This window comes from Alteribacter aurantiacus DSM 18675 (assembly GCF_000429705.1).
GTDB lineage: Bacteria > Bacillota > Bacilli > Bacillales > Salisediminibacteriaceae > Alteribacter > Alteribacter aurantiacus.
Genome location: NZ_KE386942.1, coordinates 569,608 through 585,793, shown reverse-complemented (window position 1 = coordinate 585,793; position 16,186 = coordinate 569,608). Strand labels below are relative to the sequence as shown.

Annotated in this window: 10 protein-coding genes; all 10 read left to right on the top strand. The window is 34.7% G+C overall.

Features of this window, described 5'->3' with window-relative positions; translation table 11 throughout:
- Positions 1-161 precede the first annotated feature (161 nt).
- The 10 genes from G476_RS0118290 (at position 162) to G476_RS0118240 (ending at position 16,009) form a co-directional block, all read left to right on the top strand.
- The gene (locus tag G476_RS0118290; protein ID WP_026691372.1) at positions 162-3,248 is read left to right on the top strand and encodes a UvrD-helicase domain-containing protein; all 3,087 of its coding nucleotides are present in this window, start codon (positions 162-164) and stop codon (positions 3,246-3,248) included.
- Positions 3,249-3,250: 2 nt separating this feature from the next.
- Positions 3,251-5,857, top strand: coding sequence for a hypothetical protein (locus G476_RS0118285; RefSeq protein ID WP_026691371.1), 2,607 nt, complete (start codon positions 3,251-3,253; stop codon positions 5,855-5,857).
- Positions 5,858-5,859: 2 nt separating this feature from the next.
- Positions 5,860-6,051: a hypothetical protein gene (locus G476_RS0118280; RefSeq protein WP_026691370.1), complete on the top strand. Its 192-nt coding sequence runs from the start codon at positions 5,860-5,862 to the stop codon at positions 6,049-6,051.
- On the top strand, positions 6,052-7,464 hold the full coding sequence (locus G476_RS0118275; RefSeq protein WP_026691369.1) for a 3'-5' exonuclease: 1,413 nt from the start codon (positions 6,052-6,054) through the stop codon (positions 7,462-7,464).
- A gap of 160 nt (positions 7,465-7,624) precedes the next feature.
- Positions 7,625-8,428, top strand: coding sequence for a PDDEXK family nuclease (locus G476_RS0118270; RefSeq protein ID WP_169720898.1), 804 nt, complete (start codon positions 7,625-7,627; stop codon positions 8,426-8,428).
- Between the two features lie 211 nt (positions 8,429-8,639).
- Positions 8,640-9,989, top strand: a complete 1,350-nt coding sequence (locus G476_RS0118265) for a DNA cytosine methyltransferase (protein ID WP_051314919.1) — start codon at positions 8,640-8,642, stop codon at positions 9,987-9,989.
- A 196-nt stretch (positions 9,990-10,185) separates the two neighbouring features.
- Positions 10,186-10,860 (top strand): hypothetical protein, encoded by a 675-nt coding sequence (locus G476_RS0118260; protein WP_026691366.1) that lies wholly within the window; start codon positions 10,186-10,188, stop codon positions 10,858-10,860.
- Positions 10,861-11,809: 949 nt separating this feature from the next.
- Positions 11,810-13,594: a DUF262 domain-containing protein gene (locus G476_RS22445; protein WP_051314918.1), complete on the top strand. Its 1,785-nt coding sequence runs from the start codon at positions 11,810-11,812 to the stop codon at positions 13,592-13,594.
- Positions 13,595-13,852: 258 nt separating this feature from the next.
- A complete protein-coding gene (locus G476_RS0118245; RefSeq protein WP_026691364.1) occupies positions 13,853-14,440 on the top strand; it encodes a hypothetical protein in 588 nt (195 codons plus the stop codon).
- A 36-nt stretch (positions 14,441-14,476) separates the two neighbouring features.
- Complete coding sequence (locus G476_RS0118240) at positions 14,477-16,009, top strand: hypothetical protein (RefSeq protein ID WP_026691363.1); 1,533 nt, start codon at positions 14,477-14,479, stop codon at positions 16,007-16,009.
- Positions 16,010-16,186: the final 177 nt, after the last annotated feature.

Here is a 16,186-nt window from a genome sequence, read left to right as displayed (position 1 = left end):
GGAGAGGAGTTTTTTCTGATAAAGAGGGTCTTTTGAAATAGAATAAATTATGTTTTTCGACAAACAACTACAAAAATATGTAAAAGAAAGGTATAATTATACTAATAAAATGGAAACTAGTACTCTTTTAGCGATATCATATGCTAGAAAGGATTAATCTTATGTTTATACCCACGATGATAGGTGATGCACCTGGCTTAAAAGCAGAGCTAAGTGTATGGGATGCGATTACGCGATTCTTCGATGAGCAGACCACACTGGTTATTCACCATTTTCCTATGTTTTTCCCTAATGGCAATAGGAATGGAAGGCGAGAGATTGATATTCTATTAATTAACGAGCTATTAGGTGTTTGTATTATAGAGGTCAAAGGCATTACCATTGATCAAATTGAGGCAATTCAAGGGCATCGATGGTCTTACAAAGACTACTTTATAAATCAGGGAAGTCCGTATCAGCAAGCTGAAAATCAACTGCATTTATTGTGTAGTCACTTAGAAAAGGATCCTCTATTATATCGTCGATTAAGTAAACGGGTATTTGTAGCATTACCTTACATTACAGAAAAGCAATGGAAAGAGCGCGGTTTTCACGAGAAAATTCATATCCCCTTACCGGTATTCAAAGACGATTTGGAGGATGAGAATAGCCTGAGAACTAAGTTGCAGTCATTTGCACTCAAAGAAGCATTTGGGAAACTAACAAACCTTGAAATGAAGAAAATTCATAAAATTCTTGGTGTTAAATCAGTGGTAACTACCAAAAAGCAAACACCGACGATAGAAACTCACATTCCGTTTTCACGTTTATATGTTGTGAATACAAGTCAAGAATTCAACCAACATCTTAATGAGATTAACTCTTCTTTACAACTAGGAACCAAGGTGTACATATTGTCTTATTGTGAAATTAATATGACAGAAATTCTAAACTCTGAACAATACAAGAAGGCCTTTCAACTGGTCATATTCCATGCGAAAGAAATGATTCAAGAGCCGATTACAACGTTACCGGTTACCGATGGGGTAGGTTTAAACGAAGGAATTTTTGAAAAACTCACCAATCATTTTCCTGCGTTCAATATAGGTCAGTACAAAGTCATTCATCAACCGATCACTTCCCACCAAATGATAACTGCAGGAGCTGGTACAGGGAAAACTCATGTAATGATTGATCGAATTATGTTTCTATTGATGAATGGCAATGTTCCTCTTAAACTTTTTACAATGATCACATTTACGAACGCTTCAACTAATGAAATGAAAAAACGATTGAAAGATAAATTTATTGGATTGTTTAATTTAACGCGAAATACACAACTTTTACTTTATGCAGAAGAAGTTAAAGACATGCAAATCAGTACCATTCATTCTTTTGCTAAGGATATCTTGAAAGAACTGGCACATGAAATGGGCTATGGCAAAAACGTAAAGCTCAGGAGCTTTGTATATGATAAAAAAATCATTATTCAACAGTTAATGAATAAGTTCTTTGCAGGGCGACCGATTGAACTTTTTTTAGAAACGGAAATTAAAGACTATGACTTTGTAGAATTCACTTATTTATTGTGGGAAGAGATGGAGAAAAAAGGTTTAACCAATAAAGAAATCCAGCAACTGGACTGGGGAACTGTTTCAAAAAATGAGTTAACTGTTGTTCATGAGTTACTTCAATATATATTTCAACACTGTGAAAGCCATCTCGATAAATTAAAACAAGAGGAAAATTCAATTACAATTGGGGATCTAATACGTAAATTGAAGTTATTTATTAGTAGTGAAGAAAAAATGAAACAGCTTTCGAAAGGACATTTTATATTTGTTGATGAATTTCAAGACAGTGATGCAGTTCAAATTGAGTTATTGGCAAGTTTGCAACGCTTTTTGAATTATAAACTGTTCGTTGTTGGTGACATCAAACAAGCTATTTATCGTTTTCGTGGTGCAGATTATAAGTCCTTTAAGGAATTACAAGATAGGACAGAAGGCGTCAACTATTTTCAAACTGAGTTGCAACTAAACTATCGGAGTTCATCTTCTTTATTAGATCAAATGCATCCTTTATTTGAACGGTGGCATGCCCTAAACTGGCTCACTTACAAAACAACAGACCGTTTACTAAGCAATGAAAAGTCCCAGTTTAAGAACAACGATTGGTTTGTATCGGGGGATTATAAACAGGAACTAAAACACGCATTAAATACGTTACCTAATCAAGGTGATAAAATTGCTCTTATTGTCCGGACGAACCGTCATGCTTTGGAAATTAAAGAGTATTGCATTTCTCAAAACATCGTGACCTCAGAAAATCTAGATGGAACATTTTTTATCAGTCAACCTGTGTATGATTTTAAAGCTTTAGTAGATGGATTGTTATTTCCAAATGAACCGAAGTTTTTAATTGATGCACTGCAAACACCGTTTTTTAATTATGTGATACCGTATCATACACTAATACCATTTGGCGGCCACACAAACCAGATCATTTCATTTATTAAATTACATACAAATGATAAATTTCACCAGCATGTCGCATTATTACGAACATTGTCTCCAATGACAGTAATTCAAAATATTATTCATGAAAATGAGTTTTTTCGCCGTTTGCCTGAATTCGTCGAAAAACAACTATTAAAAAATCGGGAGGACAAAGAACCTTCTTTAGAAGAGGTAAATCTTGAAGTAGATCGATATAAGAAAAACTTCCAACACTTAATGCTTTTAATCGAACGTCAATTTGAATCGCAAAACCTAACTTTACAAGGGTTGCGCGATTGGCTGCAGCTACAGATTAAGACAAATCGCATGGAGAATGAACCGAACCTAGACCAACACCAGGCTAAGATAGAGATTACGACAGTCCATCGTTCGAAGGGTCTGGAATATCATACGGTTTTTTTGCCCATTACTAATAGCCCTTTCAACACAGTTGAACAGAACCACTTTTTGGAAGAGGGGTCGGAATCTATCACTAAAGGGGCTGAGCGGAAAGTAGGATATAAGATAAGTGTTAAGGGAAAAGTAGGAGCAAATCAAGAAATGATGGAACATGAAAATCATCACTATGATTACTTAAAGAAATATGAAGACATAGAACAGTTAAAAGAGGAAACTCGCTTACTGTATGTCGCTCTTACCAGAGCAGAGCAGCGGGTGTTTATTACAATACCTAAGCAGAGATATATTAAAAGTGATACTTGGGCCTATATTTTAAAATGTGGCGGTTTATTAGATGGAGTGGAGGTCTAGTGATGAACGTACAGGTGCATACCTATTGTAACCCTAAGAATTGGCGAGCACACCCATTGTATAGTTCTTTTAAAGATGCGCTTCATATTTGTGCTACAAATAATCAAAAAATAGGAATCAAAAGTTGTTATGAAGAGCTTACAAATGTTTATTCTTTTCGAGAGTTTATTCAAGCACTTTATGTACGGTGGTACAGTCCAGAAACGAGGTTTCAACAATACTTACGATTATCAAAACAAATTAATGACTTGAAGGATGTTCCTCCGGAGTTGAAGCAAGCCTTTAGAATAAATACATTAGACATCCTCGATAGTATCCGTTTTTTTGTTCAAGCCAATATTTATCCTGATGCATTAGTTGATCAATGGTTGAATACAGATAAAGAGGTTTTGTTTAAAAAGGTCTGGAAACTATTCGCTGAAGAAGATGAGGCAACTCACAATCATTATAAAGCGCTCCAACAACCAATATTAATAAAGGAGTTTGAAAGAGTTGTTCTAAAATTGCAGGATGTATGCTTACAGACAACAAATGAATTGCACATTGTATTGCATGGGTTTTACTTTGTAACCCCTGAACAGCAGACGTTTTTTGAAATTTTGCGTAATCAGAACATTAAAATCACGTTTTTTCATTATTATGACAATCGATATACTGAGACATTTGATTTTATCAAGGCCTTTGTTACCGATCGATTCGGATGGCCTTCTCCAGAAAACTGGATCTACTATCAAACCCAAACCGACTTACCAGAAGTGACACAGCATGCTGACCTTTTTCTATCATCCTATGAAGGTGCGGAAGTTCAACAAAAAAAACTGACTACCGAGGTGACAGCTTATGAATCATTTTTTGATTTTTTACATGATGTGATCTTACCGCATTATCCAATTAAGGGTATTCAGAAGGAAGAAAGTAAGCAGGTTAGTGTTTTATCTCCTAACGCAGAACAGCTAAATGAAATGCTTTTATCCTACTATCCGGAACTCAATAAGAAAAAACGAAATTTCTTAGCCTATCCGATCGGGCGTTTTTTAGTAAGCCTTCACCAAATGTATGATAAAGGTCAGATGATTATTACAGATGACATAGTGATTTCTTTATTTTCTTCTGGGTGGTTATACGATGAGTACACACATGAAAACGCTCAGGATTATACATATGATTTTGAGCAGCTACGTCCATATATGCAAGGGTGTGAAAAGATAGATGCGTGGATCTTACGGTTGGAACAGTTAATTCAGCAAGGCTTAACGATTGAACAGGCTTTTCCAGTTGGTCAGGAGAACCGAATCACCCGTAGTGTTAGAAGTCCATTTGCGAAAATAAGCCACTTTTCTATACCACTGCATCGGGTCAAACAAATAAAAACATTCATTGAAAATGTCCAAGTAATTGCTAAAACTTTATTTAGCGACTCTAGTTCAAATACAATTGATGTCCATTTTACTAGATTAAAAGGGATACTTAGGAAATATGGTAAAGGCGTCGGTCAAATTGCAAATGAAGATGAAAAATTATTAATTTCGGAGCTGCAGGTAAAACTTAATCAAATTGAAGACCAATCGGAGTTTTTATACGCGGACCTTCAAACGGCATTGAACTTCTACCTGAGCGGTAAACTTGATGATCAAGATGAAACCTATATTAATGGTTTTATTGAAATTGACGGTGAAATGTTTAAGTCTCCAGATAAACATATTTATGTTACGGGACTTGATGAGAATTCACTGCCTTTATCCTCACAAAGTTTGCCTTGGCCAGTCCAACCCGATACATTTGAAAGGTTGAGTGAGCAACATCATGCCTTACAATTGCTTACAATCCGCAGTCGTGCAAGTAAGTATATTTCTCGGTATTTATTTTTTATTGCTTTAAATATATCACCTCAACAAGTGAGCTTGTCATGGATTAAAAACTTATTAGATCAACAAGAATTAGAGCCTGCACTTTATATTAAACAGATAGGTTTGAAAACAAATAAACCACAGGATAGAGAAGACTTAGCTGAGTCGACTTATATCCATTACGATCTGTCTCATATAAAGGCAAGCGACGAAGAGATTGAGGCCGGATGGAAAACAGTCGGCTTTGAGGATTTCATAGCGGAGTATGTACTTTGTCCAAAGAGATTCTATTACAGTTTTATTGTTAATGAATATCCAACATTCTCAAGTGACTTTATTCATCAGTTTATATTTTCTGAAATCATTCGAGTTGCAGGTCAAGGTACTAAAGCAGACTATGAAGTTGTTATGAATGAAATAAGCCCACTCTTCCCCCAGTGGCTAGAATTTAAAAAGCAAGTATCAGGGAAGATAGCTTTTCGATATGTTCCGAATCAATTAGGTAAAAAAACAACTGTGGTAAATGAACATTCTTATACGGAAACAAGGAAGCACTTCCAATTTCCAGGGATGACAAAGGATGTACGAAACGAATTGTTTGATCGAACGAAACAATCATATGAAAGAGTCATCAATGAGCTAGTAGAGGCAGACGACCACGTTATATCAGCAAAACCAAGTTATAATTGCCGTTTCTGCCCACATATCGATTATTGCGGTGATGCCATACATTCTATTGATTTGCGAAAGGGGAAAAGCTAGTTATGGATTTAATATTTTGGCAGAAAGTACAGAGTAACTGGCAATCGGTCCAAGCAGATGCAATAGAGTCGACAGTGAATATGGATATGTTTCGAAGCGTCTTACTTGAAGACATTGCAAAGGTGAAAAATAGTGAATCTTATGAGAGAAAGCTAGAAATACACAACGAGGATGATTTTTGGGGGGATTTATAAATGACAATAAAACAAGTTACATTCTCAGATCAACAAAAAGAAATCATAAAATATTCAGGTTCCCAGTTATTAATCCGTGGTATTGCAGGCAGTGGGAAAACCTTAATTCTATTAAATAAAGCGCGTGATGTTGCACAGAAGAACCCAAATGCAGCAGTAGCTGTTTTTTCATACGGAAACCCATTATCTGTGTCCGCCAGAAAACAGCTAGAAGGCTATGATTTACCTAACTTAACAGTTACTACTTTCCATTCGTGGTCGATGAAGAATTATTTTAAGACGTTTGGTAAGAAGTTTCATTTAGAGAAGTATCCAGAATTGACGTTGCGAAAATCTATTGAAAAAGTAGCAAAAAATTATCCGGAACACCGCTTTATAATAAATAATGATTTATTTAGCTTTCTAGAAGAAGAGATTGGCTGGATAAAAGGTTCAAATTTATGCGAATTTAAACAATACAATAAGGCACCTCGTAAAGGTCGCGGGGGGAAGATTCGTCTTTCAGCAGAAGACCGTAAAGTTATGTTTATGATTTACGAAGCTTATCAAAAAGAACTTGATTATCGTATGGACTTTAATGATTTTGGTCTAAAAATGTCTCGAAATCTTCAAGAAATTAAGGATGAATCAAAATTTGACCACGTATTTATAGATGAAGCTCAAGATTTAACAAAGGTCAATTTAACAGTATTAGCATATATTGCGCGAAAATCTTGTATAGTAGGTGCGGATAAAGGCCAGAAGATCTTTACTACTTCTTTTACATGGGAAGGGGTGGGCTTAAATATTAAAGGCGGCCGAACAAAGGTACTCAAAAATTCCTACAGGTCCACAAAGCAAATTATGGAGTTGGCATACAGTATTCAGGAAAAAGATGAGATTTCAAAAGATGATGAGTTTACACGCCCAGATCTACCGAAAGAAGAAGGACCAATGCCGAAGATTTACTTTACAGAAGATTGTAAGAGCCAAGATCAACTATTAATCGAAGCAATAATGATTATTAAAGAAGAAGACCCGGATGCAACCATCGGTGTATTATCGCGAAATAGAGATTATCAGCTACGTATAGAAAAGTTATTAAACGTGTCTAATATTGACTATAAATTAATCAAATCACAAAGCAAAAAGGACGACCCCAATAAAATTGGTACTCATCACGATTCAGGAGTTAGGTTAACAACGCTGCATACGGCAAAAGGTCTTGAATTTAAGTATGTAATTATTCCAGATATGGTTGATCCGCCATCGATTGAGCGCTTAGGTGATGAATTTGACTGGGACCTAGAACGCCGATTATTATATGTTGGGATATCCCGAGCAATGAAAAGCTTATCGATGTTTACCTATGGTGATCGTCATTTATTAATTGATGAATTAGGAAGAGAGCTATATGAGAAAGCTAGCATTTAATCAAATCCTTTGGGGGAGTATTCAAGAAAGGAGACGCTCTCCCAAAGGCTTTAATCGATTCTAAGTGTGATATAGATGTTTATAAATGAAATGGACAGGATACATTTATTTTAATCTATATATGTTAACTAAGTATAAGGTAATGAAAGGAGCCTTACTAATGGAATTAAATAGAATAGAAGAGATTGAACTAAAGTATCTCAATAAATATTATCACTTTTTAAGGTTTGCTGAAGATGAATTACTAGAAGGGTTTAAGACAAAAGAAGTAATCAAAGAGGATTGGTATGACAAATATAAATCGGGTATATCCGATTTTTCTGTAGGTGCAGAAAGGATTGTATATTCCATGTTAAATGGAAAAGGAATTGGACAACCAAATTCGTGTCCTGTAGGGTCTGATCTTTTCTTTGAAGTAAGTGACGCATATATTAATATTGATTTAAAAACTGTAGGAACGACACTGAACCCTAGAAAGAAAAGTCATCCACAAGGTTCTTGGTCGGACAATATCGGTGACTATACTACAAATATTTTTGTTGGTACTAATCAAAACAGTTATAAAGGCAAGATGTTAATTAATGAAGGAAGAAAAAACGAAGTTATTAGAGATTATACACCGGCGCTTCCACCATTTTATAACGAGGGAAAAGAAAATGAGAAGATATGTCTTACATACTTTATAACCATTCTTTATGATAAAGATACTTTAGATACTCTAGTAATGTGCATTGTATGTATGCCAAATGGAAAACTAGAAGGACATTACAAAGAAAGGGTACTATCAGCAGGAAAGAACATAGAAAAAACACGCTTTAAATTCTCAAATGTTTCAGACTTCGAATTGTTATCCCCACCTCGTAAACGGATTAAAGTGGTTTACTTTAAAGATAATATGAATCAAGAGTACAGAAGGAAATTGAAGTACTTTGAAGATATATATGATTCACAAGATTTAACTTAAATAACAATCCCGAGGTGAACTGGTCTTATATAGTAAATGAAAATACTTGCGAAGAGAGCGTGTGTTCTCTATAATGTATATAAAGGAAGATTTTATGAATAAGTGGTTTTGTTTTTTATGGTAGTCAGTAAGACTTCTTAATTGTAAAATGGTATAATATAATCCGTTTTTATTAATGGAGGTAATACTATGACTAGAGCTGGTGAAAGTTATGTTTAACGGTAAAACTTCTAATAACGAAGAGGCTAACTGTAACAATAAAAAATCCCTAAAAATAATTAGCTTATTCTCTGGTGCCGGAGGAATGGACCTAGGGTTTATTCAAAGTGGATTTGATGTAATTTGGGCTAATGATTTTAATTCGGATGCTGTTAGGACTTACTCAGAAAATATAGGCGAACATATTGTATTGGGTGATATCACCAAAATAAAGAGTGAACAAATCCCTGGTACTCCAGGAGAAGTTGATGTTGTAATTGGAGGCTTTCCTTGTCAGGGTTTCTCTATTGCAAATAAAAATAGAAGTTCAGCAGATGAACGTAACTTTTTATACCTTGAAATGCTAAGAGTTATTAAAGACAAGCAACCAAAGTTCTTTGTAGCAGAGAACGTAAAGGGTCTTCTAAATATGGAAAAAGGTAAAGTTATTGAAATGATTATTAGTGACTTTGAGACCTTAGGATATCGCGTGGATTATAAATTAATTAATGCAGCTGACTACGGTGTACCGCAGGCTAGAGAGCGTGTCATTATCATAGGTAATAGAATTAACGAAGACAATCCATACCCTGAAAAGACTCATGATGATATATTTCCTGGAGAAGAAGTATATGTAAATCAAACGGTACCATTATTTTCTGAGGTGGATAAATTTTATTCTCCCTATGTAACTGTTAAAGAGGCAATTGGATTTTTAAGTGATGTTGAATTAGTGAATGGTAAAGTAAATGAATGTATTACAGTGAATGGAAGAACTATATATAACCATATAGCCTCAACTAGTGTTGCAGATAAGTTTTTCGGTAGGAAATATAAAGTAGATCAAGCTGAAATTTGTGACTATCTGAAAGAATGGCGTGCAAAGTCAGGGTGGAGTACAAAAAAGGTTGATGAACACTTCGGCTATAAACACACAGCAGGCCATTGGTTTAGAAAAGATAACAAATCAGGTAGCATTCCTAAACCTTCAGATTGGTGGGAGCTGAAAAAGATACTAGGCTTCGATGACAAGTACGATAAGTTAGTGACTACTTTTGTAGAAAAGCCAATAAAATTTGAGCAATCTTTAAGGATTACGAATTGGAATCGAGCTAGTGATACCATAACTGCTACATCTCCTGAGATTCATGTTAATAAAGAAAGACGCTTATCTGTAAGAGAATGTGCTATTTTGCAGACCTTTCCTGATGATCATGTGTTTTTTGGAAGTCTTAATAGTCAATACAGACAGGTTGGTAACGCAGTACCAGTACTGCTAGCAAATAAGATAGCTGAGAGAATTGCAGAGAAACTAGAGAAAAATTCACAAAAAATTAATGAAGATCAGTATGTTTTGAGTTAAGAAATGAATAACTATAAACTCTTATACACCACTTGAAAGGTACCTATTCAGTACTATGTAGAGGGGTGTATTTTTTTATTTATATTTAATGGTTTGATTTTAGTCATTCTGTAAATAATGTAAAATTTATGCAAAAATGTGTGTGGATTGATATACTTAACATATTAATTATATTTGAAGAGGAGGTAACTTCTTAATGGTACTAGATAATAAGGAGCTAGTTAAAATTGAGAAAAAGTATTTTTTTATATTAAAAAAATTACTCGAAGAGCATTTAGGAGAAATAATTAATCAATTATACAGTCAGGCAAACATACCTTTATATCCATCTGGAATATCCAACCCAATACAAAAAGGGGCCCAAAATATTATTGAAGGAATAATTGATCGTTATCAGGGTTGGAATATAGCATCTATGGGAAGCTCAAGTGATAGCTGTTTTGAAGTTGGAGATGGAATATTGCATTTAGAAGTTAAGACCATAAAGAAATCAGACGGTGACTTTAAGGCTAAAAGGATTGCTTTACAAAAAAACCAATCATCGTATTGCTCTAGAAAGAACTATATTGTGAAAGGGAAAGGCTGGAGTGCAAACCTAAGGCATTATGAAAAGCATACTCGCTTTGGTCAGATCCCCAACCTAACCTATGCAGTAAGAATTACCTATAGTAAAAACAATCTGATAGAAGAGATTGCTTTTATGAGTATACCAAATGGGCAGTTTAGCTCAACTTTTGGTGCTGCAATTTTATATCCAGGAAAAAATATAGGTAAAGGAAAATTACGCCCAAATATTAGGTTTAAAATGGATGCCGTTACAGCTAAACCTGGGCATATGTGGAGGTATAACGTAATATATCAAAGGAAATAATAAATTGCTATATTCTATTATGTTTTTGTAATTTACATGTTTCAAAATGAAATTGATTCCTTTGATTTAAATCTTTACTTATAGTTTTGACTATTAAATGACAGCTTCTAATTTTACTTAATTCCATTCTAGTAATTGGTCTCATATGACATACCTTATTACGAATTGATCTTAAGTGTAATAATTGGTTAAGTTGATCTTGGGTGAAGAAACTAGAAACACTCGAGTTGTCACTAATATTATGGATTAACTGAAAGTAAGTGAATTTATGTATGTTCAGTTGCGAATTGTTTGAATATATGATGTGGGTAGCATATAAATTTTTGAGACCCACTTCAATTTCACATAACATTTCATATGCTTGGGCTAACTGTTTAGAGTCTACTTGAATTATCATAAAACCATCAACCTTCTATATTATTTATTAATAGAATTCACCAAATTATTATAATAACCTTCTGAATTTATTTTTTTATGTTATTTCCCATTAGTTTTATTGAATGTTTAAGAAAATCTATCTAACTAGGAGAAGCGTCAGGACGATCCCAACACTTCCATACGTTGTCAAATTCAGTTGGTCTTAAATATATCCAAAAAGATTAGGGAGTTGCGATTCCTCTACTCCCAGTTGCAAAAAATGTTGACTTCTTTTAATTCTAAAAGAGATCAGCATTCTTTTGTGATTTATTTATAGCCGGCATCTCCCTTATATCCCCTTAACCTATATTCTGAATTCCTCACATTCAGCTCGACAGAATGGAATAAATAATTGTAGACAATTTGTTTGTAACCATATAAAAGCACATCCTTGTGAGATAACTAAGGATGTGCTTTTTACGTATTTAAAGTGAAAGACAATCCCCTAGCTAAAATCCGATTGAAGGAAGTGCCCTCGCAATGTCGAAATAAGTTTAGGGAGATTCTACAAACGAAAACAGGAGGTAAAACGATGGCATTTGAAAGACCACTTACAATAAAGGAAGTAATAAACGACATACATAGAAAGAAATATCTTTTACCATCCATTCAAAGGGAGTTTGTTTGGGACACAGAACAGATTGAAAAGCTGTTTGATTCTTTGCTTCGCGGGTATCCGGTAGGGGCATTTCTTTTTTGGTATGTAAACAAAGAGAACATTGATAAGTTCAAGTTCTATGAGTTTTTAAGAGATTATCATGAAAGGGACAATACTCATAATGTAGAGGCTGATGTTCGTGGAGAGGAGGACATCAATGCCATCCTGGACGGCCAGCAGAGACTCACATCCTTATATATTGGCCTGAAAGGGAGCTATTCGTATAAGCTTCCTAGGAAACGAATGGACAATGACCGGGCATATCCTAACCGAAAGCTATACTTAAACCTCTTGAAGAAATATGACGAGTCCTACGACATGACGTATCATTTTAAATTCTTAACCGAAGACGAGGCTGCCAGACGTAGTGAGAGCTCTTATTGGTTCGAAGTAGGTGAGATTTTAAACCTTAGTGATCCTTATGAAATCAACGAGTACATATATGAACACCAACTGAACCTTGTGGAAAAAGAGAAGGCGAAGTACGCGAACAAAACGCTTCATGAACTGTATAAAGCGATCCACGACACACCAAGTATCAATTATTATCTAGAACGATCCCAGACACTGGATAAAGTATTGAATATCTTTATTAGGGTAAATAGCGGTGGAACGGTGCTTAGTTATTCCGACTTACTTTTATCCATCGCGACGGCGCAATGGGAAAATAAAGATGCTAGGAAAGCCATCACGTCATTGGTAGATGAAATTAATAACATGGGGGATGGCTTTGACTTTAACAAAGACTTGGTTTTAAAAACGTGTTTGGTTCTTTGTGATTTCAATGATATCGCCTTTAAAGTGGATAACTTTAATACGGTTGCTATGGGGAAGATTGAAGAAGAGTGGGATCAAATCTCCCAAGCTATTCGACTGGCTGTGCAACTGGTCTCAAGCTTCGGATTTAATTACAAGACGTTAACGGCAAATTACGTAATTATTCCGATTGCCTATTATCTTTACAAAAGAGAAAATCCGCATAACTTTGTTGAGTCTTCTCGGTACAGAGAAGATCGAAAAAAGGTTCAGCAATTTACCACGATTGCATTATTGAAAAGAATCTTCGGTGGGCAACCGGATAACGTATTAAAGCCGATTCGAGAAGTGATCAAGCAATACAATGATGAGTTTCCGTTTACTGAAATCCGGAATAACCTACGGGTCACAAATAAAAGTCTTCGTTTTTCAGAAGAAGAGATTGAGAACTTGCTGTGGAGCAAGTATGGAAATAGATATACCTTCTCGGTGTTGGCCTTGCTTTATCCGAATCTTGACTATTCAAATCTCTTCCATCAAGATCACATCTATCCTAGAAGCATCTTGAGGTCACATAAAAAGCTGTTAAAGAGAGGATTGAGTGAGGAACAGGCTGCGTATTGTGTTGAGAACTATGATTATCTATCCAACCTTCAATTATTAGAAGGCGTCCCTAATCAAGAGAAGTCGAACAAAATGTTTGATGAATGGTTAGATGAAACCTATGAAACCGAAGACGAAAAAAGAGAATACAAAACGAAGCATTTGATCCCACAAGGAGATCTTTCTTTAGACAACTTTGAAGCATTCTTGGAAAAGAGAGATGAAAAGATTAGAGGCATGCTGAGAAAACTGCTTATAGATGAAGATGTTCAAGTTAAGACGAAAGTAAAAGTGGATTAAGTGGTGATGCTTCAAGGTCTATAACTAATCTGGATTTCGTTTCAAGAAGCGTCATAACCGTGCTGACGCTTCCCAAATCTCTCGTCACTGCCAGAGCATTTAGCTGCGTGACAATAGTATCCTTCACTTGAACATATTTAAAGTATTCTCTGACTTACAGGGATAAAGTATTGTTTATTTTACGACCTGATGATGGATATTATCGAAAGACGTTTGGGAAATTTTACAATCAATAAGGGTGATAAGGGGAAGATATCCGTGTTTGAAGCTACTGAGGAAAAGAAAATAATCGTTGTTGCCCCTAATAAACATCGAGGTATTGCTAGAAAATTAGTTCATCAATTATCTAAGTTAGATAAATGTAACGCTGTATATTGGTCTATAAAGCAATATACACAAAATGAAGTGAATATTAATTCCAAAGGAAATTGGGTATTAACAATTGGAAACAAGAGTGAGAATAATTTAACTAAAGATTATTTAAGTTTTATAGATTTGCAACACAAAGACGGTGGCTTATTTTATGGCTATGACGGTAAAAAAGCTTTAATTTTTGCACAAGATATTGGACGAAATAAAGAAAGGTTTGTCTCTATCGTTGAAGAAAATAAATTGTTAAATAATAATAAAGAGCTATTTACAGGACCTATTACAGGCGCTAATCCAAACTTATTGGCATTATTTTTATTTGTTCCTTTTGTTAAATTTGGTGCATTACCGGTTTTCGTTGCTTGGGAATTAATATCTAAGAACAACTTAAATAAGATAGCTACTGCAATAAGTGCAGACCTATTTTTTATAAATGGAGATGCAAAAAGATGGCTTGAAATACATAATAAAGGATAATGTATGGTTATAGCTCACCATCAAAGGGGTCATAAGGTGGATAATTTTAAAAAAGGGTATAACTTATTTCAACAAAATGCATCTAACAATTTAGGTACTAGTCAAACAAATGAAAATAACATTAATTATATTATCTCAATACAAAAAGAGATTGATAATATAAAGAATAATATTAATTCTTTCAACAATTATAAAACAGATGTTTCCCAACTTAAAGGGGATGTTGCAGAGTTTTGGCATTCAGGAACACATAATATAGATGCTGCTTCTAAAAGAGTAAGCGATAGAACTTTTGTTGATAGAAGTAAAGAGTTTGTTTCTCCAGATATAACAGGTAATGACGGGTCACACTATGGTCTGAAATATTTTAAATCTGGGGAAGCTAGTGCAAAAGCACAATCAGAAAGTGTTTTTCAGCGGTATGAAGAATACAAAGCAAAAGCAATAAACAATAACCGAACGTTTAAGTCTTTAGAAGAGTATTTGGCAAAAAGGGGGTATGAGGACACAACGGTAGTTAATGACCCATTATACAAAGGACAAATACGAATTGTTCCTAGCGATCAAATAGAACAGGCAATTCAATGGTTAGAAAAGAAAATAATAAAAGAATCAATAATTAGGCCGGGACAAGTCAAACGTTACGAAGAAACATTAATGCTATTAAAAGATAGAATAATCACATCAAATGGAAGCGAGTCTATTCCACTAACCAAAGCACAGTCTGAGAAATTAGCACTATTAGGTAAGGATGGAGCGTTTGATCCAGAAAATTTTGGATTAACTTCGAAAGATCTTATTGATTTCCGATATATAATTGAGCAATCATTTAAAGCTGGAATTACAGCTGGAGTTATTGCCATTGTCTTAAAAACAGCTCCCGAAATATACAAAGCAATAGATTATTTAATCAAAAATGGGGAAGTAGAGGAAGGACAATTTAAAAGTATTGGATTTCTAGCTTTGAAAGGAACATCTTTTAGCTTTGTATGCGGAACAATTTCAGCTAGTATAACAGCTTTCTGTAAAGCAGGTGTTCTTGGTGAAGCCTATAAAAATGTCAGTCCTGCATTAGTTGGTGCAGTAACAGTAATGACACTCAACGTAATGAAGGACGCTTTTTTTGTTGCGGTAGGAAAATTAACTAAAGATGAACTAATAAATTCTTTAATAAAAGGAGTATACATTTCTACTTGCTCGTTAGTTTTAGGTGGGATTACACAAGGGCTTATTAATATACCTCTGTTTGGGTATATGTTAGGAAGCTTTTTAGGTTCCATTGTAGGGGATATTTTACATACAGTTTCTTATAATACTTACATTTCCTTTTGTATTGAGAATGGATTTACAATGTTTGGGGTAGTAGATCAAAATTATCAATTACCCAAAGAAATACTTAAAGAAATCGGAATTGATATTTTTGATTTTGAGGAGCTAAACTACAACCAATTTCACTATAATGTATTTGAGCCAAGGAAATTTTTGCTTAATGAATTTAAGTATGAAACAGTTAGCATAAAAGTATTACGGAGAGGCGTAATTGGAGTTAATAGAATAGGTTATGTTTGAGGTGAGAATGTGACTTGGCTTAAGCTGGCTTATAAGCAAGGGTTAAAAGCTGTATGAGATAACCCGCTCATTGATCTCTTTAATTAAAGATTGATGAGGGGTTTTTTCATCGAAAAAACACCATCTGATGAGAAGCGTCGGAGAAGTGTCGGGACGGTTCTGACGCTTCCAAAATCT

Coding starts and splice junctions, on each gene's coding strand:
- G476_RS0118270 (WP_169720898.1), top strand. CDS start 7,625: ATGGAATTAAATAGAATAGAAGAGATTGAACTAAAGTATCTCAATAAA.
- G476_RS0118265 (WP_051314919.1), top strand. CDS start 8,640: ATGTTTAACGGTAAAACTTCTAATAACGAAGAGGCTAACTGTAACAAT.
- G476_RS0118290 (WP_026691372.1), top strand. CDS start 162: ATGTTTATACCCACGATGATAGGTGATGCACCTGGCTTAAAAGCAGAG.
- G476_RS0118275 (WP_026691369.1), top strand. CDS start 6,052: ATGACAATAAAACAAGTTACATTCTCAGATCAACAAAAAGAAATCATA.
- G476_RS0118260 (WP_026691366.1), top strand. CDS start 10,186: ATGGTACTAGATAATAAGGAGCTAGTTAAAATTGAGAAAAAGTATTTT.
- G476_RS0118280 (WP_026691370.1), top strand. CDS start 5,860: ATGGATTTAATATTTTGGCAGAAAGTACAGAGTAACTGGCAATCGGTC.
- G476_RS0118285 (WP_026691371.1), top strand. CDS start 3,251: ATGAACGTACAGGTGCATACCTATTGTAACCCTAAGAATTGGCGAGCA.
- G476_RS22445 (WP_051314918.1), top strand. CDS start 11,810: ATGGCATTTGAAAGACCACTTACAATAAAGGAAGTAATAAACGACATA.